The organism is Sphingomonas sp. (genome assembly GCF_003248515.1).
In the GTDB taxonomy this organism is placed as follows: domain Bacteria; phylum Pseudomonadota; class Alphaproteobacteria; order Sphingomonadales; family Sphingomonadaceae; genus Sphingomonas_I.
This window is the reverse complement of record NZ_QFOB01000002.1, coordinates 323826-345353: the sequence shown is the minus strand read 5'-3', so window position 1 is coordinate 345353 and position 21528 is coordinate 323826. Positions and strand designations below refer to the sequence as shown.

The window sequence follows — 21528 nt, the reverse complement described above, 5'->3', positions numbered from 1 at the left end:
CCTTCAACCCTTGGAGAATTTATGACCGACCGTCTTTCTTCATTCAATCTGAAGTCGAGGGCCGAGGACGTGCGCGCCGGGATCTCGGGCAGCGTCTATACGATCGCGCGCCAGCTCGGCACGACATCGGCCCTGTCGCTGGGGAGCGGCACGAACAGCAACCTTACCCTTTCCGGCACGAGCATCGTCGCGGCCAGCGCGATCGCGGCCGGCGTGACACAGATCGCCGTGGTTCGCGAGGCCAGCGAGGGCTTCGCGATCGAATATCCCGTCGCGCTGACGGGGGCCTCTCCGGCCGGTGCCGGCGAGCTTCTGGTGTGCCCCTTCGCCTACACGAACAGCCTGTTCCCCTTCACCTTCTCCCGCGTGGGCGGCAGGGTGCAGACCACGTTCGATCGTGCGGTATGGGCGCCCACGCCCGACAATCCCGGCTATGCCGGCGCGATCAACACCTTCTATGTCGATATCAGCCGGCCGGACGACACGGGCGACGGGCTCACCTGGGCGACCGCCAAGAAGACGGGCACGGCCGCGATCGACCTCGGCAATGCAGGCGCCAATCCCTTCATCATCTATGCCGCCGCCGGCACCTACTCGCGCGCCAATTTCTTCGCCCGCACGCCGACCAAGCCCTGTGCCATCATCGGCGTCGGCGGCCGGGTCGTAACCGGCTATTTCGATCTGACGGGCGGCTGGTCGCTCGACACGGGAACGACATACAAGGTCACCCGAGCCGATATCCGCCGCTGCCTGGATCTGCGCGGTGTCGATCAGGACGGGCTGTTTCCGGATCTGACCTATGCGACGAGCCTTGCCAATTGCCGGGCCACGCCGGGGTCATGGTGGACCGACAATGCCACGGTCTATGTCAACCGTGGCGATGGCGCGGAGGTGACGGACGCCAACACCCGCCTGCTGATCTCGACCGGCTACAATGCGATGATCCGCTCGTCGAACGGCGGCAACATGTTCCTCAAGAACTTCGATTGCCAGGGCGGCCAACCGCTGATCCTCACCAATTCGCCGACCAACCGCTTCGTGGCCGAGGACTGCACCTTCCGCTATTCCTCCGGCGATGATGGCGTCGTGACGGCGACGGTTGCCCCCCAGCACGGCGTCACGATCTTCAACCTTCTGGGCGCCGCTTTCATCCGTTGCGACGCCAGCGGCAATCAGTCCGATGGCTTCAACAGCCATATCGCCAGCGGCGTGCAGGCGTTCGTCTTCACGATGGACTGCACCGGCTTCAACAATGGCCGGAAGGGGGCGGCGAGCTGCAACTTCATCACCACGCATGACGGCGGCAAGTGGATCGACCTTCGCGGCAAGGCGCGGCGCAACGCCGGGGGGCAGGTCGCAATCGTCAACGACAATACCGCGATGTGGTGCATCGATACGGACTGCGCGGAAAGCCGTGGCGATATCGTGATCGGGGGCACGGTGCCGTCCAGCGACTATCTCGTGGATCAGACCGAGGGCGGCGGGACGAAGGTGACGCTCTATCTCGAAAACTGCCGCTCGGCCGGCTCTTTGTACCCGCTCAATGCCCGTTACGGCACGATCATCTCGCGGGGCGGATCGATGGTCGGCTCTTCGTTGAGCGCCCTTGGCGGGGTCATCGTATCGGTGTGAGATCGGGAGCGCGCGGCCACACGGGAAACCGGCTGCGCGCTATTTTCGGGTGCCTATTTCAAAAACGCAGTGCTCCAGACTCTCTTGTCAAAGACTCCAGAACGTCTTGTCACGCTACAGCGGGTGATGAGGCCCAGCAGATACATGAGTCGCCCTCCGATTCTGTTCCTGATATGTTCTGCTTGCAGGACAAATCCTACATGTCTAGGATTTTTCCTATCTTGAACGATCGGCTTGGGAAGAAATGTCTGTCGACCCCCGCGCCACGCTGGAAAAGCTGATCGCCGAGCGGCGCGAGGATTATGCCGGCCTTTCCCGGCTGCTGGGGCGCAACCCGGCCTATATCCAGCAATATGTGAAGCGCGGCACGCCGCGGCGGCTGGCCGAGGAGGATCGCCGCGCGCTGGCCCGCTATTTCCGCGTGCCGGAGGAGATGCTGGGCGGCCCGCCGGCCGTGCCGACGCCCGTGGCCGCCAATGCCCCGCGCGAATCGCTGCGCGAGGCGGCGATCGTGGCCGTGCCCCGCCGCGCACTGGGCGCATCGGCCGGTGCCGGATCGCTGGAGGAAGACGGAGTGGCAGGCGGCACCGTCTATTTCGCGCCAGCCCTGCTCCGCGCGCTGGGCGCGGGCGATCCTTCGGGCCTGTCCGTGATCCGGGTGACGGGCGATTCCATGATGCCCCTGTTGGCGGACGGGGACGATATCCTCGTCGACCGGCAGGATGGAGCCGAGCGCCTGCGCGACGGCGTCTATGTGCTGCGCAACGAGGAGGCGCTGATGGTGAAGCGGATCGCGCTGCGGCCGGATGGCGGGCTGGCCGTGCTCAGCGACAATCCCGCGCACCAGAGCTGGCCCGATGCCGATCGCAGCCGCATCCGCATCGTGGGGCGGGTGCTGTGGGCCGGCGGCCGGGTGCGATAGGCGCCCATCGTCGGCACCTGTTCAATCGGTGCAGAGCCCGCCCGCGAGCCGCCCCCGCTCGACATGATAGCGACACCCAAAAGGCGTATCGCTGAACTGGCAATGGCCAGCGACCCTGGCTCCCAATCTGGGATCTCCTTCGGGCCAGGGGGCCTTCGAGAAACCAAGGCGAATTTCGCTGTCGTCCAGATAGACGCACTTGCCCGCGCATTGCCGGCTGCCGGTGCACTTTTTGCCGGCGTCGGGAAAGCGATGCACGCACCGTTCCGTCTGGGCGCGGCCGTCGCGCATGATCCTGCCGCCGCCGGCAGCGCACGCTTTTTGCTCCGCCCGGGACATTTCTCCCGCCGCCCGGGCATCGCCCACGGAAAGCAGCGCGAGAAGTGCCGCCGATCCGCTGATCGCCATCCTTCTCACGCGCCCTCCCGGCTCGCAGCGCAACACGGGAAGCCTCAGCGCCCGGCGCGCCGCCTGTCACGCAGCCAGAACAGCACCGCCGCCAGCGCGCCCACTACGACGCCGCCGACCACGCCGGCCGAAGGCTCTCGCGCGATCATGCCGATCGTGGCGCCGGCCAGGATCGCGATCGCGAGCAGGATGCCGGCGGCGGCGGGTTCGGGCTGTTGCTTGTCGCTCATCGTGTCCTCCCTGCCACTCCGCCGCAGAGCTGGCCAGCCCCGCGCGAGCGGCGTCTAGCGGTGGACCGTTGCCTGCCCTAGGGGAGGAGCATGCCTGCGGTAACCATGCGGGCGGCGATGTATGCCGCCGCGGCTGCGACATTCTGCCTGATGCCGCCGTCCGCTGGCGCGCAGACGGCCGTGCCCGCTACAGCCGAGCCACAGGCTACCCCCGCAGCCACCGGCGCCGACGCGACGCAGACGGCGCCGATCGATACCGATCTGCCGCTCGCGCCCATGCCCGATCTGGGGGTCGACTGGCCGGATCTTTCCGCACCCGATGCCGGCGCGGCACCCGCCCCTGCCCCGGCATCCTCCACGGCACCTGCATCCGCCGCTGCCCGATCGGCCACCTCCGCGCCCGCCGGGAAGGGAAAGGGCGCGCCCAAGAACGCCGGCACGGATGCCGAGCTGATGCGCCCCTATAGCGTGGCGATCACCGGCATAGACGAATTGGGCGCGGATTTCCGATTGCGCTTCAATGCGTTGTCCGCGCTGGACGCGGGGCATGGCAAGCCCGCCAACGCCGCCCAAATCGATCGCCGGGTGAGCGAGGACGAGACGCTGATGAAGCAGCTGCTCCGCTCGATCGGCCGCTATGACGGCGAGGTGGCGAGCCGGGTGGATGCGAGCGACAGCGCGATCACGGTGACGCTCGCCGTGACGCCGGGGCGCGACTATCATTTCTCGCGCATCGACCTGCCGGGCATCGATGCCGCCGGACCACGCGCCGACGTGCTGACCGCCGCCTTCGCCATCCGCACCGGCGATTCGGTGAATGCGGAGCGCGTGACCAACGAGGTGATCGCCTATCGCGCGCGGCTGGGCCACCAGGGCTTCCCTTTCGCCAAGGTGGGCGAGCCGGAGGTGACGGTGGATCACGCCACCGGCGAGGCGACACTGTCGCTGGCGGTGGATCCCGGCGCGCCGGCCCGCTTCGGCAAGATCATCCCGGCCGGCAACCGCCCCGTCTTTTCCGCGCGCCATATCGGCGAAATCGCCCGCTTCCACGCCGGGCAGGAATATGATGCCGTGCGGCTGGACGATCTGCGCCGCGCGCTGATCCAGACCAGCCTCGTGTCCGTCGCGACGATCACGCCCGTCCCGAGCGACGATCCCGGCATCGTCGACATACGCGTGCTGACGGAGCCGGCCCCGCCGCGCACCGTGGCGAGCGAACTGGGCTATGGCACGGGCGAAGGCGCGCGCGCCGAAATTTCATGGCAGCATCGCAATCTCCTGCCGCCCGAGGGCGCCGTGACGTTTCGCGCCATCGCCGGCACGCGCGAACAATTGCTGAGCGCCACGCTGCGCAGATCCAACTTCCAGGCTCGGGACCGGGTGCTCAACGCGCAGGTGGCCGCTTCGCACAGCAATCTCAACGCCTATGACGCGCGCACCTTCTCGGTATCGGCCAATCTGGAGCGCCAGACGAACATCATCTGGCAGAAGAAATGGATATGGTCGGGCGGCGGCGAACTGCTCGCCACCGACGAAAGGGACACGATCAAGGCGACGGGCCAGCCGCGCCGACGCACCTATTTCGTGATCGCCGCCCCCGGCAGCCTGGCCTATGACGGATCGGACGATCTGCTGAACCCGAGCCGGGGCTATCGCCTGTCGCTGCGCATCTCGCCCGAGGCATCGCTACGCAAGCAGTTCGACGGCTATCTGAAGGCGCAATTCGATGCGAGCGCCTATCTGCCGGTCACTTCCCGGATCGTGCTGGCGGGGCGGATCCGTTTCGCCTCGATCACGGGCACGCAGACATCGAGCATCGCCCCGTCGCGCCGGCTGTATTCGGGCGGCGGCGGATCGGTGCGCGGCTACAGCTATCAGGGGATTGGCCCGGTCGACGTGGACGGCGATCCCGTCGGCGGGCGCGGCCTTGCCGAATTCGGCACGGAGGCCCGCTTCCGCTTCGGCGCGTTCGGCGTGGTGCCCTTCTTCGACGGCGGCAATCTTTCCGACGCCTCCAACCCCACGTTCAAGACGATCCGCTACGGCGCGGGGCTGGGCGCGCGTTATTATACCAGCTTCGGGCCGATCCGCATCGACGTGGGCACGCCGATCAACCGCCGCGCCGGGGAATCGCGCGTCGCCGTCTATGTTTCGCTGGGGCAGGCCTTCTGATGGAGGACGAAAGCCAGCAGCACGCCCCTGCGGACGAGACGCCGCCCGCGAAGCGCCGCCGCTGGCTGCGCGCGATTCTGGGCATGCTGCTGGGGCTGGTCGCGATTCTGGGGCTGGCCGTGATCGCGGTGGATACCGGACCCGGCCACCGCCTGATCGTCGATCGTATCGCCGCACTGAAGATCAAGACGGGCCTGCGCATCCGGATCGGCCGGATTGAGGGATCGATCTGGAACCGCGCGGTGCTGCGCGACGTGCGGCTCTATGATCTCAAGGGCCAGTTCTTCGAGGCGCCCGCCATCCGGCTGGACTGGCACCCGCTGGGCTGGCTTTCCAACCGGCTGGATATCGAGAGCCTCTCCTCCGATCTGGTGATGCTGGATCGGCTGCCCACGCTGCGCCGGACGAAGAAGGGACCGATCCTGCCGGGCTTCGACATCCGCATCGGCAGGCTGGAGATCAAGCGGCTGCGGCTGGGCAAGGCGGTGGGCGGCACGGCGGCGGAAGCGAAGCTGGCCGCGCGCGCCCATATCCACAAGCGCCGCGCGATGATCTGGCTGCAGACAGCGAGCGACAAGGGCGATCGTCTCGCGATCGATCTGGATGCCGAACCCGATGGCGATGTCTTCCGCCTGATCGCGCGTGCCGAAGGGCCTGCGGGCGGCGTGCTTGGCGGCCTGTTCGGCACGAAGCGGCCGATCCTGGCGGCGGTGGACGGGCATGGCACCTGGTCGCGCTGGCAGGGTGCCGCGCAGGCCCGTCTGGACGGACGCCAGATCGCCGATCTGGCGCTGACAGTGAAGGATGGCGATTATGGATTGAGCGGGCGGCTGGCCCCCTCCCCCTTCCTCCACGGCAAGCTGCAGCGGCTGACCACGCCCGCCATCTCCGTGGCGGGGCAGGCGCGGCTGGCGGACCGACAGCTGACCGGCCATCTGGCGCTGGCGGCGCCGGCGCTGCGGATCGCGGTGGGCGGCCGGATCGATCTGGCCGAAAGCGCCTTCCGCGCTTTCGCGATCGATGCCGAACTGCGCCAGCCCCCGGCGCTTTTCCCGAACATGACCGGTCGGGAGGTGCGGCTGCACGCCGTGCTGAACGGCGATTTCCGGGAGCCGGACTTCCGCTACGCGCTGACCAGCCCGCACATCGCCTTCGACAATACCGGCTTCGATCGCGTCTCGGCCACGGGCGCGGGCCGGTTCGGCAAGATGCCGGTGATGCTGCCGATCACGCTTTCCGCCGCGCGCGTCACCGGGATCGGCGATGTCGCGGGCGGCATCCTCGCCAACCTCTCCGTAAAGGGGACGCTGGCGATCGACGCGAAGACGGTGACGGGCACCGGCCTGCTGCTTTCGTCCGACAAGCTGAACGGCAAGCTGGGCCTGCGCCTCGATCTGGCGAGCGGCGCCTATGACGTCGCGCTGACGGGTGGCCTGCAGCGTTATCTGATCCCCGGGCTGGGCATTGTCGACGTGGACAGCGTGCTTTCGATCGTGCCCGGCCCCGGCGGACATGGCACGATCGTGACCGGGCGCGGCACCGCCGACGTGCGCCGCTTCGACAATGCCTTCCTCCGTTCGCTGGCGGGCGGCCTGCCGCATCTGGAAACGAAGCTGATCCGCGATCCGGACGGCACGCTGCGCTTCCAGGATCTGGTGCTGACGGCTCCGGCGATCCGCATCACCGGCACGGGGCTGCGCCGCCGCGACGGCACCTTCAAGTTCGACGGGCAGGGTCGGCAGGATGTCTATGGCACGTTCCGCCTGGGGCTGGACGGGCAGATCGATCATCCCAAGGTGGATCTGCTGCTGGACACGCCCGTGCCCGCGCTGGGGACGACAGGCGTGCATCTCGCGCTGGATCCCGTGCCGCAGGGCTTCGATTTCCACGCAACGGGCGGCTCCTATCTCGGGCCCTTCGCGGGCAATGGCCGGATCGAGACGACACCGAACCAGCCGACCTTCATCGACGTGCGCGCGCTCGACGTTTCGGGCACACGCGCGAGCGGGCGGCTGCGATCCGATCCGGATGGCTTTACCGGGCGGCTGGATCTGAATGGCGGCGGCATCGCCGGTTCGCTCCAGTTCGCGCCGCAGGAAAGCATCCAGCGGATCGACCCGCACCTCACCTTCGCCAATGCGAAGCTGGCTACGCTCACGCCGATCGCGATCGGCCGGGGGCGGCTGGACGGATCGATCCTCATCGATCCCGCCGGCATCGGCATGGACGGCACGTTCGCCGGACGCGGGCTGCGGCGCGGCAAGCTTTCGATCGATCGGCTGGCGGCCGAGGCGCATCTGCGCGGCGGGCGCGGCACGGCGACCGGCACGATCGTGGGCAGCCGGGGCAAGACATTCGATCTCAAGCTCGGCGCGCAGGTGGAGCCTGGCCACATCACCGTCACCGGATCCGGCAATCTGGATGGCAGGCCGATCCAGATGCCCCAGCCGGCCAGCTTCACGGCACAGCAGGATGGCTGGCACCTCGCGCCCGTGCGACTGGAATATGGTGGCGGCACCGCGCTGGTGGGCGGCGAATTCCGGCCCGGCCGCGTCGCGATCGATTCGACGATGGAGCGGATGCCGCTCATCATGGCGGACATCTTCGTGCCGAAGCTGGGCCTTTCCGGCTATGCCAGCGGCAAATTCTCCTTCCGGCGCGAGGGCAAGGCGCTGCCCGTGGGGCGGATGGACCTGACGCTGCGCGGGCTGGCGCGCGCCGGCCTCGTCCTCGCATCGCAGCCGATCGACGTGGGGCTGGCCGCCGTGCTGACCCCCAGCGGCATCGCCGCGCGCGCCGTCGCCGTTTCGCAGGGCAAGACGATCGGCCGGGCGCAGGCGCGGGTGGCGCCGCTGCCACCGGGTGACGATCTGGCCGAACGGATCCTGAGCGCGCCCCTCTTCGGCCAGCTGCGCTACAGCGGACCGGCCGACATTCTCTGGCGGCTGACCGGCGTGGAGACGATCGACCTTTCCGGCCCGCTGACCGTGACGGCGGACACGAGCGGCACGCTGGCCGATCCGCAGATACGCGGATCGCTGCGCACCGATGCGGGCCGGCTGGAAAGCAGCGTCACCGGCACGGTGGTGCGCAACGTGAAGGCGGCGGGCACGTTCGAGGGATCGCGCCTGCTGCTCTCCTCGATGAGCGGCGAGACACCCGAAGGCGGCACGCTGAGCGGCCGGGGCGATTTCGATCTTTCGGGCGCGACCGGCGTGGCGATGAACCTCTCGCTCGTCGCGAACAACGCCCAGTTGCTCAACCGCGACGATATCGGCGCGACCGTGACCGGCCCGATCACGATCCGATCGGACGGGCGCACGGGCACGATCGGCGGCGAGGTGGATCTTGTGAAGAGCCGCTATCAGCTGGGCAGCGCCGCCGCCGCGCAGGTGCCCCAGCTCGCCGTGACCGACATCAATGCCGACGACGACGATTTCGACGACACGCTGCCGGCCACGCCCTGGCAGATGGATCTCAAGGCGCATGCGCGCAATCGCGTGATGGTGCGCGGGCTGGGCCTGGACAGCGAATGGCGCGCGGACCTGACGATCAAGGGCGCGGTGACCAATCCGGCGATCGGCGGCAAGGCCGATCTGGTGCGCGGCGGCTATCAGTTTGCCGGCCGCCGCTTCGAACTGGAGCGCGGCGTCATCCGGTTCACCGGCGCCGCCCCGCCCGATCCGATCCTGGACATCACGGCGCGCGCCGACATTCAGGGGCTCAACGCCTCGATCCAGGTTTCGGGCACGGGCCTGAAGCCGGAGATCAGCTTCCAGAGCGTACCGGCCCTGCCGGAGGACGAACTGCTTTCGCGCCTGTTATTCGGCACGTCGATCACCAACCTTTCGGCGCCGGAAGCACTGCAACTGGCGTCGGCCGTCGCCTCGCTCAGAAGCTCGGGCGGGGGTGGGCTCAATCTGGATCCGATCAACGCCGTGCGCCGCGCCGTGCGCCTCGATCGCCTGCGCATCCTGCCCGCCGATCCCACCACGGGCGCCAAATCGGCGGTGGCGGCAGGCAAATATATCGGGCGGCGCACCTATGTGGAGGTGGTGACCGACGGCGCCGGCTATTCGGCGACGAGCGTGGAATTCCGCATCACGCGCTGGCTGTCCCTGCTTTCCACCATCTCCACGATCGGCCGCCAGAGCGCGAACGTGCGCGTCTCCAAGGATTATTGAGCGCGCGCGAGCGACTGCGGGGACGGCCTGCGGCTTGGTTGCGGTCGCTCAAAAATCAGGGGATAGTTGGCAAGATGATCGGATTTCACGACTACGTCGTCGATCGGCGGAGCGGGCGCCCTGAACCGCACGCCTCCTGGCAAGGCGAGCGGCTTATCACCTGGACCGGATGGGCGACGGCGATCGTTTCAGCGACCGGCGCGGCCTGTTACTACTATAAATGGCGCGAGATTGATGGCGCCGCCGCCATGCTCATCGGCGCGGGCATCTTTTCGCTTGTCGCATATGCGCGGTGGCACGCGCTCAGAAAGAAAAAGGCGGCTTTGCTGAAGGCCATCACCGCCTATCGAGCCTTGCTGGACAAGCCCTTCCTCTGACAACCGCCGACCATCACTCACGCTCGTCAATCTGGACGACGCTCGATCCAGTGAACGAATTCCCATGTGAGCGCGGCGCCTATCGCACCACAAGCTTCGAGGGTTTCGCCTTCGGCAAATAGCCAACCTGAGAACAACAGCACCGCGATCCAAAGGGTTATGATCGACGGCCTCGACATCAACCGACAGATTAGGGGCGCCAGCCCCCCGCCTGCCAATATCCCGGCCCCGTGGCCGCCGGATTGCACGGTGGCCATCATCGCCCCTCGCCTAGCTCGCCACCGGGGCGTGATGCGGGCGGAAGAGCTTGCCGCGTTCCGTGATCGTGACGGCGGCGATTATGCAGAAGCCGATCACGCTGAAGCCCGTGGCGAGCGGCACGGTCGTCCCGTTGAAGGACTGGCCGATCGCAAGCCCGATCAGCGCGCCCAGCAACGTCTGGAAGAAGCCCTGGATCGAGGAGGCCGTGCCGGCAATGTCGCCCACCGGCTCCATCGCCATCGATCCGAAATTGGCGCCCATCATGCCGAAGAAGAACATCGTGCCCGCCTGGATCAGGGCGAGCGTCCAGATCGTCTCGTGCCCGGAGACGGCAATGGCCAGATGGAGCAGCGACAGGCCGGTGAAGCCCAGCATCGCCGACTGCGAGACGCGGCGCGTGCCGAACCGGCCGACGATCCGCGAATTGAGGAAGGAGGCGACGCCCATCGTGGCCGCGATGCAGGCGAAGACGAGCGGAAACAGTTTCGCGGCATGGAAGATATCCGCGAAGATCTGCCCCACCGAATTGATGAAACCCATCATCGAACCGAAGGCGAAGGTGCTGCACAGGGTATAGCCGGCGGCGGTGCGATTGCCGATCACGCGCCCCATCGCCCGCGCGACGCCGCCGATCGATATGGGCCGCCGATATTCGGGATGCAGCGTTTCCCGCAGCGTGAGCGCGGCCGTGAGCCCCACCAGGCCGCCGAACAGGCCAAGCAACAGGAAGATCCAGCGCCATGATCCCGTGAGCAGCAGGATCGCCTGGCCGATGCTGGGCGCCAGGATCGGCACGGCGAGGAAGCACATGAAGGCGAGGCTCATCACCCGCGCCATCTGCCGGCCTTCATAACAATCGCGCACGATCGAGACGACCAACACGCGCGAGGCCGCAGCGGCGATGCCCTGGCAGAAGCGCGCGACGAGCAGCAGCTCGAACGTTTTCGACAGGCCGGCGATCAGGCTGAGCACGGCGAAGGACAATGTGCTCGCCACCACCACCGGCTTGCGCCCGTAGCGATCCGCGAGCGGCCCCCAGAAGAGTTGGGCCGAGCCGAAGCCGATCACATAGGAGGCGATCACCCACTGACGCTGATTTTCGGTGGGAATATGAAGGCTGCGCGCAATTTCCGGCAGGGCCGCGAGCATCACATCGATCGCCAGCGCATTCATGGCCATGAGGCAGGCCATGAGCGCCACGAACGGCCGGAACGAGAGACCGGGATCGGCGGCGCCGGGCGCACGGTTCGGCGGCACGGACATGCGCGGCCTACTCCCAAAGAAAAAGGGCGGGAGCAACCGCCCCCCGCCCCTTTTTTATACGATCCACCCAGGCAGGCTCGGCCGGCGGCGCGATGGCACCGGCCTGGCGAGCCAGCAGCCCCCGGGTTCCCGGGAGCCGGAGAGGATCAGGCCTCGGCGGCCGGCTTGCGGCCGCGACGCTTCGGAGCCGGCGCAGCCTCCGCGGCGACGCGCGGCTTGCGGCCGAGGCCGATCTTGTGCGCGAGCGCACGGCGCTGTTCGGCATAATTGGCGGCGACCATCGGATAGTCACGCGGAAGACCAAAGGCTTCGCGATAGCTTTCCGGCGTATAGCCATGCTGCGAAATGTGGCGGCGCAGCATCTTGTACGGCTTGCCATCGATCATGCTGACGAGGAAATCGGGCTTGATCGACGAACGCAGCGAAACAGCCCCCTTGGGCTTTTCCGCAGCGGGCTCCGCCGCAGGCGTGCCGAGCGCACCGAGCGCGCCATAAACGCTCTGGATCAGAGCGGCGACTTCGGCCGTGGGCACACTATTGTTGCTGACATGCGCCGACACGATATCGGCCGTAAGCGTGATCAAATCCTGATTATCGGTAGACACAGCAAACTCCTTGAGGACGGGCGCGATATAGTTCGACGAACGAGAAGCGCCAGAAGAAATTTGTAACATTGCCGCCCTGTTACGGCGGATTGTCGCAAACTGACGCCGAGCCGCGTCTGTGGATTTGGCGATAAACCTCCAAATACGAATTCACCATCGTATCTATGGAGAACCGTTTCTCGGCCGCCGCGCGGCAAGCGGCGCGATTAATCTGCTCGACACGCCCGATCGCGGCTACTGCTTCATCGAAACTGTCGACAAGAAAGCCTGTCACGCCGTTTTCGATCAATTCCGGCATGGAACCGCGCCGATAGGCGATAACAGGTGTGCCGCAGGCCATCGCCTCGATCACCGAAAGGCCGAAAGGTTCGTCGAAATCGATGAGATGCAGGAGCGCACGCGCCCGCCCAAGCGCGCGCATGCGCGACTCGCCGCCGACCGCGCCGAGATAGGCCACCGCATCGCCATCGACGAAGGGCGCCACCTCGCGCTCCCAATAGCCCTGATCCTGCACGATGCCGGCCATGACGAGCCTTCGTCCAGCAGCTTTTGCCGCGCGGATCGCAGCGCCGGCGCCCTTGTCCGGATGCATCCGGCCGAAGAAAAGCAGATCTTCCCCGCCTTCCGGATCGAACGGGAAATCCTCGATCGGAATGCCGTGATGGATGGTCGCGGCATAGCGCAGACCGGGGCGCCGATCGGCATGCGAAATCGCGACATAATCGACGCGATCCTCATAACGCTTGAACACCGGCAGGATCCGCGACGAGGAAAAGCCGTGGATCGTCGTCACCATCGGCGTATCGATCAATCGACTGAAGGCCAGCGGCATGAAATCCGCCTGATTGTGGATGATGTCGAAATCGCCGGCCTTCTCGAAGATATTGGCGAGATGAAGGATTTCCATGACCTTCGCATCCAGCCCCTCCGCTTCCGAATAGCCGGTGGGCACCACCGCATCCAATCTGGCCGCCGTAATGCTGTCCGCCGTGGCGAACAGAGTGACATCCACCCCGCGCGCGACCAGAGCTTCGGTGAGAAGGCTCGTCACATATTCCCACGGGCCATAATGGCGGGGCGGCGTGCGCCACGAAATGGGGGCCAGCATCGCGATCTTCATGATGCCGGCGCGGCCCGAAGAACGAGCCCCTCATTCCCCGCCAGATCGACGGAGCCGCGCCGGGAGGGGTCATCCGCCCGCATTCCGCGAACAGTGGAAAGAAGTTCCGTTACGGCCACAGTCTCCGGCAAATCGACGCGTGCATCCGCCGCGCCCAGATTGAGCAGAACGAAGATGCGTTCGCCGCCATCACTTCGCTCATAGGCGAGAACCGAATCGTGCCGCGCCATCAACCGGATGTCGCCAACGGCCAATGCCGGAAAAAGGCGCCTGATCCGCAATAATTCCCGATGGAGCGAGAGCATCGATCGATCCTCGCCCTGCTCGACCATGACATTCCGGGTTGGCCAGTCTTCATGAAGGGGCAACCAGGGGGTTCCGCGCGTGAACCCTGCCTGAGCGGAACTGTCCCACGCCATCGGAGTACGCACCGGATCCCGCCCGAAACCCAGCTCCGGCTCGCGCAATTCTCGCGGATCCGCGACCCGATCGGGCGGTATCCGGACGGCACCGATACCGATCTCGTCGCCATAATAAAGCGTGGGCGTGCCGCGCAACGTGAGCAGCAGCATCGCCGCGACACGCGCCTGCGCCTCCCCCAGCCGCGCCGCCACACGCGGGCGATCATGATTGCCGAGCACCCAATTGGGCCACCCGCCGGGCGGCAAAGCGGCCTCGTAATCCGCGATCAGATCATGCAGCAGGCGCGCATCCCAGGGCGCCTCGATCAACTGGAAATTGAAGGGTAGCTGCACGCCGGGCGCCGCATCCTTCCCATAATAGACCATCAATCGATCGATCGGGAGATAGATTTCCCCCACCAGCAGCCTGCCCCCATAGCTATCCGCCAGCGCGCGCATCTCCGCGGCGATGCCGTGGACTTCTGGCTGATCGGTGGAATGAAGCTGGAGCACGCGATGCATATCGGCCATGCCCGGGCTCCAGCCGGGATTAAGCGGATTATCCGGAAACGCCTCCGCCTTGATCATGTGCCACAATATATCGACGCGAAAGCCATCGACGCCGCGATCGAACCAGAAGCGCATCGCATCCAGCATCGCCGCCTTGAGATCGGGATTGCGCCAGTTGAGATCCGGCTGCTCGACGAGCATCGCATGATAATAATATTGGCCGGTGGCCTCATCCCATTCCCATGCCGGGCCGCCGAAATCGCTGATCCAGTTGTTGGGAGGGCCGCCATCGGGCGCCGCATCGCGCCAGATATACCAGTCCCGCTTCGGATGATCGCGCGCGGACCGGCTTTCCAGAAACCAGGGATGCTGATCGGAACTGTGATTGGGCACGAAATCCAGCAGAAGCCGGAGCCCGCGATCGTGCGCCGCCGCGATCAGACGATCGAAATCATCGAGCGTGCCGAACATCGGATGGATGCCGGTATAATCGGAGACATCATAGCCGAAATCCACCATCGGCGAAGGATAGATGGGCGAAATCCAGATCGCGTCCACGCCGAGATCGACGAAATGATCGAGGCGCCGAGCGATGCCCGCGAGATCGCCGATGCCATCGCCATTCGTATCCTGAAAGGAGCGCGGATAGATCTGGTAGACGACGGCGCCCTCCCACCATGGGCGGCCCATCACCCCTCCCCTTTCGGCAAGCGGGCGATCACGCGAAGCGACTCTTGGGGATATGGGTGATGCGGCAGGCGAGGTCCGCCTCGCCGCTGGCGACGACATAGCTATCCCCGCCATCGGCGATGCCGGTGGTGAAGACGACTTCGGTAGGAAGATAGAGCTGGTGCGCGATCGCGGCCGTCAGCCCCGGATTGGCCTCCAGCAGCGGAGCATCATCCTCCAGTCGCAATATCTTCCACGGCTCCTCCCGATCGAGCAGCGCCCAGAAGGTGCGATAGATGCCCACCTTCGCGCGCGTTTCCACGCCATGATAGAGGATCAGCCAGCCCGCATCGGTGAGGATCGGCTGGGCGCCGCCGCCCACCTTCATCGCCGATGTGGAGCCGCGCCGGGCACGAAGGAAGGGATGGTCGATCGGCTTCCAGTGCAGGGCATCGGGCGAACGCGCGAGATTGATCGAGGGGCCGCCCGCATAATCGCTGCCTTCGGGATAGGCGAAATAGAGTTCGCCGAGCGGGCGGGTGAGCGCGTGGAAGGCGCCATCCACCTTGCCTTCGAAGAAGATCATGTCCTTGTTCTGATGATCGAGGACGATGCCCTCCAGTTTCCATTCCCGCGCATCATCGGAAGTGTAGAGCGTGGTGGAATGACGCTCGGGCGAGACCGAACAGGTCGTCATGTACCAGCGATCGCCCACCTTCGTGATGCGCGCATCCTCCACGCCATAGGATTGGTAGGAGGCCGCCGGCGCGATCGCGCGATCATAATGGACCGCGATCACCGCCCGCCCGGAAGAATCGAGTTCCACCGGCAGCAGCCAGGAGAGCGAGGTGAGGGCCAGCATCCGATAGCTGGAGCCGCCGACATCGAACTGGCGCGGATCGCTCATGTTGACCGCCGTCAGCGGATGCTCATCCAGCAGATAACGCCCCTCTTCCCAGCGAATCGCATGCACCTGATCGCCGATCACAGGCTCCCGCAGCGCCTCCGCCACGCGCACCATCATCAGCAGATTGCCGCTGGCGAGGCGGGTGAAGCCGGGATTGAAGGCGCCGAGCACATAGGTTTCCGCGGTGAGCGAGCGACGCAGCGGCGATCGCCGCAAATCCACATCATCGGGCGCGAAGATCAGATAATCGTCCATTCATCCCCCATCGGCGCCCGCGCCTTTGCAACCAAAACCATGACGGTGCGATTTGCTCCCTGACATCCTAGGGAGCTTGCGTGACATGACGGCCTTCCGGAAGGGCGACAGGGTAAAATGGGCCTCCCACGGGGGGACCGCGCACGGCATCGTGGAGGCAAGGATCACCGCCCCGCGCCACATCAAGGGGCATATCGGGAGCCACAAGGCGGCCGCCTCTCACGACGATCCACAATATCTCGTGAAATCGGACAAAGGCGGCGAAGCGGCGCACAAGCCCGACGCCCTGAGGCGCGACTGAGCACGCGCCCTTACGAAACCACTCGCCTCCCCCGAAAACGCCGCCTAAGGAGAGGCATCCCAGAGCAGGAGAGCATAGATATGGCCAAGGATACCACGAAGGCGCCTACGGGTGGCATTCACAAGCCCGTGACCCCGTCCGCCGAACTCGGCGCGATCGTCGGCACCGGCGCGATGCCGCGCAGCGAAATCGTGAGCAAGATGTGGGAATACATCAAGAAAAATAACCTTCAGGACGCGAAGGACAAGCGGCAGATCAACGCCGACGCCGCGCTGGAGAAGGTCTTCGGCAAGAAGAGCGTCAGCATGTTCGAGATGAACAAGCACATCTCCGCTCACGTGAAGTAAGCGAAGGCGGGCGGACGGCAGAAGATGCCGTCCGCCACAAGCCTGTCGACGGCCGGTTCGGATTCCGGCGCGCCGCAAGATAATCTCTTCTCATATATCCGCTTCTCCTGTTATGTGTCCGGCATAAGAGAACCGGCGCGTCCCATAACACCGCGTCGTGCGATGAAGAGGGATGAACATGACGGAGCCAACCGACAAGATTTTGACGTTGACGGCCGAAATCGTCGCCGCCCATGTGGGGCATAATCGCGTCGGCCCTGCTGATCTTCCCGATCTTATCCAGCGCGTTCATCAGGCACTGAGCGGCCTCGGCACCGAGACAGTCGAAACGCCCATCGTCACCGAAACAAAGCCCGCCGTTTCGATCCGCTCTTCCATCAAGCCCGATTATATCGTCTGCCTGGAAGACGGTAAGAAGCTGACGATGCTGAAGCGCTATTTGCAGACGCGCTATGGCCTTACTCCGCAACAATATCGCCAGAAGTGGAAACTTCCGGCCGATTATCCGATGGTCGCCCCCAATTATGCGGATCGCCGGCGCGAACTGGCCAAGGCGATCGGCCTCGGCCGCAAGCCCAAGGCTCCGCCGCCCCCGCCCGCCGCCCCCGCCAAGCGCGGTCGCAAACCCAAGGCGGCCTAGGCGCCGTAGCCGACAAACGCCCCGTGCTTCCGCCAGATCGGAAGCACGGGTCATTCTAGCAGGCGAAAAGCTTATTTCGCCCGCAGGTAGCGATCGAACCAGCCCAGCATGCGGCCTTCCTGATCCGCCAGATTCTTCGGATCGCGGATGGCGTGGCCCTCATCGGCATAGATGACGAGTTCGGTGGGAACGCCCATCGCCTTCAGGCCGTGCCAGAATTCCAGGCTCTGCGCGGCCGGTGTCTCCACGTCGCGCTCGCCCACATACATCAAGGTCGGCGTCTTCGCATTCTTCACGAAACGCACCGGCGACAACGCATCGTAGATGGCGGGCTCGTCATAGGCGGAGGCGCCGAAATAGGGGATCATCCACTGATCGATCCCGTTCTGCCCGTAATAGGCCACCCAATCCGAGATGCCGGCGCCCGCCACCGCCGCCTTGAAGCGCTGGCTGTGCGTGACGGTCCACATCGTCATGAAGCCGCCATAGGAATGGCCATAGACGCCCAGCCTCTCGCCATCGATCGGCGCCTGCTTTTCCACCGCATCGATCCCCGCGAGGATATCGGAGAGATCCCCACCGCCGAAATCGCGCACATTGGCCCGCACGAAGGCGGCGCCCTGCCCATAGCTGCCGCGCGGATTGGGCTGGAACACCCAATAGCCCGCGCGCAGGAAGGCCGCGACAGGCCCGGTCCACGGGAAGCGCGGCGTGGAGGCCGAGGCCGGGCCGCCATGCACCACCGTGATCATCGGCGCTTTGGCAGAAGAAGCCACGGTCGAAGAGGCCGGGGTCGAAGAAACCGGGGCCGAGGGCGCCACGAGCCAGCCCTGCACCGCCCGGCCATCATTGCGCCAGCGAATATCGGTGGCGACGTTGGAGGAAACGATCGCATCATTTTCGTGGCTGATCGGCTTCATCCGGCCGAGCGGGCCGAACAGGATGCGCGGCGGCGTGGAATAATCCTCCGCCACCGCCGCCGCCCAGACGCCGCTGCGATCCAGCGCGACACGGCCATCGCCTGCATCCAGCGTTTCCGCCGCGACGGTCGGCGGCGCGAGCAGCCCCTTGACGGGATCGACGGCCGCGACGCCGGTGGAGCCCCCCTGCGTGACGCCCGCGATCAGCCGCTGCCCGCGCCAGGCGAGCGAAGTGAAGGTGGCCGGCGCCTTCTCCGTCAGATCACGGGGTGTTCCGCCGGTGATCGGCACGAGATAGACGTCGCCGCCCACCGCACCGAAATCGCTCATCAGCCCGCCGATGAAGGCGACGCTGCCGCCATCGGGCGAAACGCGCGGGAAATTCATCTGCATCTTCGGCGCGGCGATGGTGCGCATCGCGCCATCGATCGGGAAGGCACGCAGCGTGGCGACCCACCATTGATTGTCGCCATTGCCCTCCGCCGCCGTGCCGACGAAGCCGCGCCCGCCTGGCATCCAATCATATTCGTAAACGAATGTGCCCTCGGGAGAGACGAGCCGTGTCGCGCCGCCCGCCGCCGGCACGATCGCGATGCGGCGGCTGTCATCCTTCTCGCCGATCACGCCGATCTGGCGCACGCCGGGCATTGTGGCCCCCGTTTCCTTCGCGGCATCGATCGTGGCTAGGAAGGCGATGCTGCGCCCGTCCGCCGACCAGCGCGGATTGGCGGCCAGCCCCTTCACGCTCGTAATCTTGGTGAGCACGCCATTTTCGAGGCGCCACAAGATCGCCTCGCCCCGCGCGCTGGCCACGAAAGCGAGCGCGCGCCCATCCGGCGACCAGCTGAGCCCGTCATAACGGCAGACGTCACACGGATCATAGCCGACCGGCCGCGCCCGGCCCGTGGTATCCCGGATCGTGACGATGCCGTGCCCGGCCGAAGGCGCGCCCGCCGCATGGAGGCTGTCCACCGTCGCAATGCGCTTGCCGGCGGGATCCATCGCGAGCCCCGTATATTTGGCGAGCGAGACGGGAGTGGGCGAAGTGGCGGTGGAAACGGGGGCGGGAGCGAGGGCAGCGGCGGCGATCAGGGCGAACATCGGCAAGCAACATCCATCGAAGGAAAACAAGGCCGCGCCCCATGCGCCGCGGGGGCGGGGCTGGCAAGCGCCGTGCTACCGGGCCGCCATTCCGCGCGACGGGGCCGATCGCACGAAGGTGGCGGGACCTTCATGGCGGTTTTGCAGAGGCCCCCGCGCCGGGTCGCAGCTGCGGGCGCGCAAAGCTCCCCTCGACAGGCTCCGTGCGAACGGACAGATAACGCCCGCAGGACGATCCGCCGCGCGCGGCATGAGGGAGCAGGGGCCGCCAGGATGATCGATCGGGAGCATATGCTGTGATCCAGCCGCCCTCCTCCCCCGGCCAGCCCGCCGGCCGCCACGCCGTGACCTTCGTGCTGCTCGCGGTGCTGATCGATTCGATGGGCTTCGGCATCGTCCTGCCGGTCCTGCCCGATATCGTGATGAAGCTGGGCCATGTCGATCTGCCGGAAGCCACGCGCATCGGCGGCTGGCTGGGCGTGGTCTATGCGGCGGTGCAGTTTCTGACCGGGCCGCTGATGGGCAATCTGGGCGATCGCTTCGGGCGCAGGCCGGTGCTGCTGGGCGCACTGGCGGGCTTCGCGATCGATTATCTGCTCATGGGTTTCGCGCCCTCCCTCGGCTGGCTGTTCCTTGGCCGCGCGCTGGCGGGCCTGTTCGGCGCCTCCTTCGGCCCGGCGGGCGCGGCCCTGGCCGACATGTCCACGCCAGACGAACGCGCGCGCTATTTCGGGATGATGGGCGCCGCCTTCGGCATCGGCTTCGTCGTGGGGCCGGCGGTGGGCGGTCTGCTGGGCGAGTTCGGCCCGCGCGCGCCCTTCCACGCCGCCGCCGCACTCGCCGCCCTCAATTTCGTGATCGGCCTGTTCCTGTTTCCCGAAACGCTGAAGCGGGAGAATCGCCGCCCCTTCACGCTCGCCCGCGCCAATCCGGCAGGCGCGTGGCGGGCACTGGGCAAACTCCACGGCGTGATCCCGCTCAGCATCGCCGCCTTCTTCTGGCAGGTCGCGACGATGATCTATCCCGTCACCTGGGCCTATTTCGCGATCGCCGCCTTCGGCTGGACACCCGGCCTGATCGGCGCATCGCTCGCAATGGTCGGCATATTGATGGCGATCAGCCAGATGCTGTTCGTGGGGCCGGTGGTGAAAAGGCTGGGCGAGCGTGGATCCGTGGCGCTGGGCATCGCCGGCGCGATCGCGCAATTCCTCTGCTATATGGTGATCCAGGACGGGCGGCTCGTCTTCATCGTGATGCTGCTTCAGCCGATCCAGAGCCTTGTCTTCCCGGCGATGAACGGGCTGATGTCGCGCAAGGTGCCGCCTGATGCGCAGGGCGAGTTGCAGGGCTTCAACGGCAGCGTGGCGGCGATCGCGGCGATCTTCGCACCGGCCATCTTCAGCCCCGCTCTGGCTTTCTTCACCGGGCCTTCCGCGCCCTTCCGCTTCGTGGGCATCGGTTTCGCGATCGCGACTGCCTTCGCGCTGATCGCGCTGGTCATCCTGCTGCTGGGCGGCCGGGCGCCCGATCAGATGCCGCCGTCCACGCCCCGGTAACCAGCCTCCGCCAGGCGCACCAGCAATTCGGCGGCGCAGCGCGTGAGCAATTCCCCGTCGGTGGAGCGGATCACGAAATTCGCGCCGGTGCGCCCTTCGCGGAAGAAGGGATAGGAACCGATCTGGCACCCCGGATGATCCGCCTCCGCCCTGCGCAACAGCTCCGCCACGGCGCTTTCCGCGACCCAGCAGCCGATCGTGCGGGACAGGAGCGGCAGGCCGCCTTCCAGCGTGCCGGTGAGCGCCTCCAGCATGCGCGCCGCGATGCTGGGGACGCCTGCGAGAATGAAGATGTTGCCGATGCGGATGCCGGGCGCGCCCGAAGCCGCATTTTCGATCAGCCCCGCTCCTTCCGGCGCGCGCGCCATGCGCAGGCGCGCCTCGCTCAGGCCGCCGCGGTCGGCATAATAGTCCTCCAGTATGTCTCGCGCGCGTGGCTGGATGACGACGGGCAGCCCCAAGGCGGCGGCGATCGCATCGACCGTGATATCGTCATGCGTGGGGCCGATGCCGCCTGTCGTGAACAGATAATCGTTGCGGGCCGCGAGCGTGGAGACAGCCTCGCCGATCGCCTCCATCCGATCCGCCACCACGCGCACCTCGGCCAGGCGGATGCCCTGCACGTTCAGCCAGGTGGCGATCTGGGCGATGTTCCTGTCCTGCGTGCGGCCGGACAGGATCTCGTCACCGATCACCAGCAGCGCGGCCGTCCAGATGCGTGCGGGCTCCATCGCCCCACGCCATAGC

The 21528-nt window shown here is 66.4% G+C and carries 19 protein-coding genes; 9 read left to right on the top strand and 10 right to left on the bottom strand.

Features of this window, described 5'->3' with window-relative positions; all coding sequences use genetic code 11:
* Positions 1–21: 21 nt before the first annotated feature.
* Together DI605_RS04715 and DI605_RS04710 are read left to right on the top strand one after the other, a co-directional pair.
* Positions 22–1632, top strand: coding sequence for a hypothetical protein (locus DI605_RS04715; protein ID WP_293969787.1), 1611 nt, complete (start codon positions 22–24; stop codon positions 1630–1632).
* A 244-nt stretch (positions 1633–1876) separates the two neighbouring features.
* The gene (locus tag DI605_RS04710; RefSeq protein WP_293969784.1) at positions 1877–2554 is read left to right on the top strand and encodes a helix-turn-helix transcriptional regulator; all 678 of its coding nucleotides are present in this window, start codon (positions 1877–1879) and stop codon (positions 2552–2554) included.
* A gap of 21 nt (positions 2555–2575) precedes the next feature.
* Here the strand turns inward: DI605_RS04710 and DI605_RS04705 are convergent, their stop codons facing one another.
* Complete coding sequence (locus DI605_RS04705) at positions 2576–2971, bottom strand: hypothetical protein (protein ID WP_293969781.1); 396 nt, start codon at positions 2969–2971, stop codon at positions 2576–2578.
* Positions 2972–3006: 35 nt separating this feature from the next.
* A complete protein-coding gene (locus DI605_RS04700) occupies positions 3007–3192 on the bottom strand; it encodes a hypothetical protein (protein WP_293969778.1) in 186 nt (61 codons plus the stop codon).
* A 90-nt stretch (positions 3193–3282) separates the two neighbouring features.
* Here DI605_RS04700 and DI605_RS04695 point away from each other — a divergent pair, with 90 nt between their 5' ends.
* From DI605_RS04695 to DI605_RS04685, 3 genes are all read left to right on the top strand, one after another.
* Positions 3283–5364 carry an autotransporter assembly complex family protein gene (locus DI605_RS04695; protein ID WP_293969775.1) on the top strand — a complete coding sequence of 694 codons (2082 nt, stop codon included), beginning with the start codon at positions 3283–3285 and terminating at the stop codon, positions 5362–5364.
* Entirely contained in the window at positions 5364–9548 is a 4185-nt protein-coding gene (locus DI605_RS04690) for a translocation/assembly module TamB domain-containing protein (RefSeq protein WP_293969772.1), read from the top strand. The genes DI605_RS04695 and DI605_RS04690 overlap by 1 nt, the downstream gene beginning before the upstream one ends.
* Before the next feature lie 74 nt (positions 9549–9622).
* The gene (locus tag DI605_RS04685; protein ID WP_293969769.1) at positions 9623–9925 is read left to right on the top strand and encodes a hypothetical protein; all 303 of its coding nucleotides are present in this window, start codon (positions 9623–9625) and stop codon (positions 9923–9925) included.
* Positions 9926–9951: 26 nt separating this feature from the next.
* On the opposite strand, the gene DI605_RS04680 is transcribed toward DI605_RS04685, so the two are convergent.
* The 6 genes from DI605_RS04680 to DI605_RS04655 all read right to left on the bottom strand — a co-directional run bounded on the left by DI605_RS04680 (position 9952) and on the right by DI605_RS04655 (position 15916).
* Entirely contained in the window at positions 9952–10185 is a 234-nt protein-coding gene (locus tag DI605_RS04680; RefSeq protein ID WP_293969766.1) for a hypothetical protein, read from the bottom strand.
* A gap of 10 nt (positions 10186–10195) precedes the next feature.
* A complete protein-coding gene (locus DI605_RS04675) occupies positions 10196–11449 on the bottom strand; it encodes a multidrug effflux MFS transporter (RefSeq protein ID WP_293969763.1) in 1254 nt (417 codons plus the stop codon).
* Between the two features lie 146 nt (positions 11450–11595).
* Complete coding sequence (locus tag DI605_RS04670) at positions 11596–12054, bottom strand: MucR family transcriptional regulator (RefSeq protein ID WP_293969760.1); 459 nt, start codon at positions 12052–12054, stop codon at positions 11596–11598.
* A gap of 79 nt (positions 12055–12133) precedes the next feature.
* On the bottom strand, positions 12134–13174 hold the full coding sequence (locus tag DI605_RS04665) for a glycosyltransferase family 4 protein (protein WP_293969757.1): 1041 nt from the start codon (positions 13172–13174) through the stop codon (positions 12134–12136).
* Entirely contained in the window at positions 13171–14775 is a 1605-nt protein-coding gene (locus DI605_RS04660; RefSeq protein ID WP_293969754.1) for an alpha-amylase family glycosyl hydrolase, read from the bottom strand. Before DI605_RS04660 ends, DI605_RS04665 begins: the two co-directional genes overlap by 4 nt.
* A 28-nt stretch (positions 14776–14803) precedes the next feature.
* The gene (locus DI605_RS04655) at positions 14804–15916 is read right to left on the bottom strand and encodes a glycosidase (RefSeq protein ID WP_293969751.1); all 1113 of its coding nucleotides are present in this window, start codon (positions 15914–15916) and stop codon (positions 14804–14806) included.
* Positions 15917–16001: 85 nt separating this feature from the next.
* Between DI605_RS04655 and DI605_RS04650 the strand changes: the two genes are divergently transcribed.
* The 3 genes from DI605_RS04650 (at position 16002) to DI605_RS04640 (ending at position 17204) form a co-directional block, all read left to right on the top strand.
* The gene (locus tag DI605_RS04650; protein ID WP_293969748.1) at positions 16002–16217 is read left to right on the top strand and encodes a DUF2945 domain-containing protein; all 216 of its coding nucleotides are present in this window, start codon (positions 16002–16004) and stop codon (positions 16215–16217) included.
* A gap of 80 nt (positions 16218–16297) precedes the next feature.
* On the top strand, positions 16298–16564 hold the full coding sequence (locus DI605_RS04645) for an SWIB/MDM2 domain-containing protein (protein ID WP_293969745.1): 267 nt from the start codon (positions 16298–16300) through the stop codon (positions 16562–16564).
* A 178-nt stretch (positions 16565–16742) separates the two neighbouring features.
* Positions 16743–17204, top strand: a complete 462-nt coding sequence (locus DI605_RS04640) for a MucR family transcriptional regulator (protein WP_293969742.1) — start codon at positions 16743–16745, stop codon at positions 17202–17204.
* Positions 17205–17275: 71 nt separating this feature from the next.
* On the opposite strand, the gene DI605_RS04635 is transcribed toward DI605_RS04640, so the two are convergent.
* Positions 17276–19225 carry a S9 family peptidase gene (locus DI605_RS04635; protein WP_293969739.1) on the bottom strand — a complete coding sequence of 650 codons (1950 nt, stop codon included), beginning with the start codon at positions 19223–19225 and terminating at the stop codon, positions 17276–17278.
* A gap of 296 nt (positions 19226–19521) precedes the next feature.
* Between DI605_RS04635 and DI605_RS04630 the strand changes: the two genes are divergently transcribed.
* On the top strand, positions 19522–20781 hold the full coding sequence (locus DI605_RS04630) for an MFS transporter (RefSeq protein ID WP_293969736.1): 1260 nt from the start codon (positions 19522–19524) through the stop codon (positions 20779–20781).
* On the opposite strand, the gene DI605_RS04625 is transcribed toward DI605_RS04630, so the two are convergent.
* Positions 20754–21512: a molybdopterin-binding protein gene (locus tag DI605_RS04625; RefSeq protein ID WP_293969733.1), complete on the bottom strand. Its 759-nt coding sequence runs from the start codon at positions 21510–21512 to the stop codon at positions 20754–20756. The two genes, DI605_RS04630 and DI605_RS04625, sit on opposite strands and share 28 nt — an antisense overlap.
* Positions 21513–21528 lie beyond the last annotated feature (16 nt).

Excerpts from the sequence above, each read along its gene's own strand:
- DI605_RS04710 (WP_293969784.1), top strand. The coding sequence starts at position 1,877 with ATGTCTGTCGACCCCCGCGCCACGCTGGAAAAGCTGATCGCCGAGCGG.
- DI605_RS04655 (WP_293969751.1), bottom strand. The coding sequence starts at position 15,916 with ATGGACGATTATCTGATCTTCGCGCCCGATGATGTGGATTTGCGGCGA.
- DI605_RS04690 (WP_293969772.1), top strand. The coding sequence starts at position 5,364 with ATGGAGGACGAAAGCCAGCAGCACGCCCCTGCGGACGAGACGCCGCCC.
- DI605_RS04650 (WP_293969748.1), top strand. The coding sequence starts at position 16,002 with ATGACGGCCTTCCGGAAGGGCGACAGGGTAAAATGGGCCTCCCACGGG.
- DI605_RS04680 (WP_293969766.1), bottom strand. The coding sequence starts at position 10,185 with ATGATGGCCACCGTGCAATCCGGCGGCCACGGGGCCGGGATATTGGCA.
- DI605_RS04640 (WP_293969742.1), top strand. The coding sequence starts at position 16,743 with ATGACGGAGCCAACCGACAAGATTTTGACGTTGACGGCCGAAATCGTC.
- DI605_RS04665 (WP_293969757.1), bottom strand. The coding sequence starts at position 13,174 with ATGAAGATCGCGATGCTGGCCCCCATTTCGTGGCGCACGCCGCCCCGC.
- DI605_RS04685 (WP_293969769.1), top strand. The coding sequence starts at position 9,623 with ATGATCGGATTTCACGACTACGTCGTCGATCGGCGGAGCGGGCGCCCT.
- DI605_RS04675 (WP_293969763.1), bottom strand. The coding sequence starts at position 11,449 with ATGTCCGTGCCGCCGAACCGTGCGCCCGGCGCCGCCGATCCCGGTCTC.
- DI605_RS04715 (WP_293969787.1), top strand. The coding sequence starts at position 22 with ATGACCGACCGTCTTTCTTCATTCAATCTGAAGTCGAGGGCCGAGGAC.
- DI605_RS04635 (WP_293969739.1), bottom strand. The coding sequence starts at position 19,225 with ATGTTCGCCCTGATCGCCGCCGCTGCCCTCGCTCCCGCCCCCGTTTCC.
- DI605_RS04660 (WP_293969754.1), bottom strand. The coding sequence starts at position 14,775 with ATGGGCCGCCCATGGTGGGAGGGCGCCGTCGTCTACCAGATCTATCCG.
- DI605_RS04645 (WP_293969745.1), top strand. The coding sequence starts at position 16,298 with ATGGCCAAGGATACCACGAAGGCGCCTACGGGTGGCATTCACAAGCCC.
- DI605_RS04695 (WP_293969775.1), top strand. The coding sequence starts at position 3,283 with ATGCCTGCGGTAACCATGCGGGCGGCGATGTATGCCGCCGCGGCTGCG.
- DI605_RS04625 (WP_293969733.1), bottom strand. The coding sequence starts at position 21,512 with ATGGAGCCCGCACGCATCTGGACGGCCGCGCTGCTGGTGATCGGTGAC.
- DI605_RS04700 (WP_293969778.1), bottom strand. The coding sequence starts at position 3,192 with ATGAGCGACAAGCAACAGCCCGAACCCGCCGCCGCCGGCATCCTGCTC.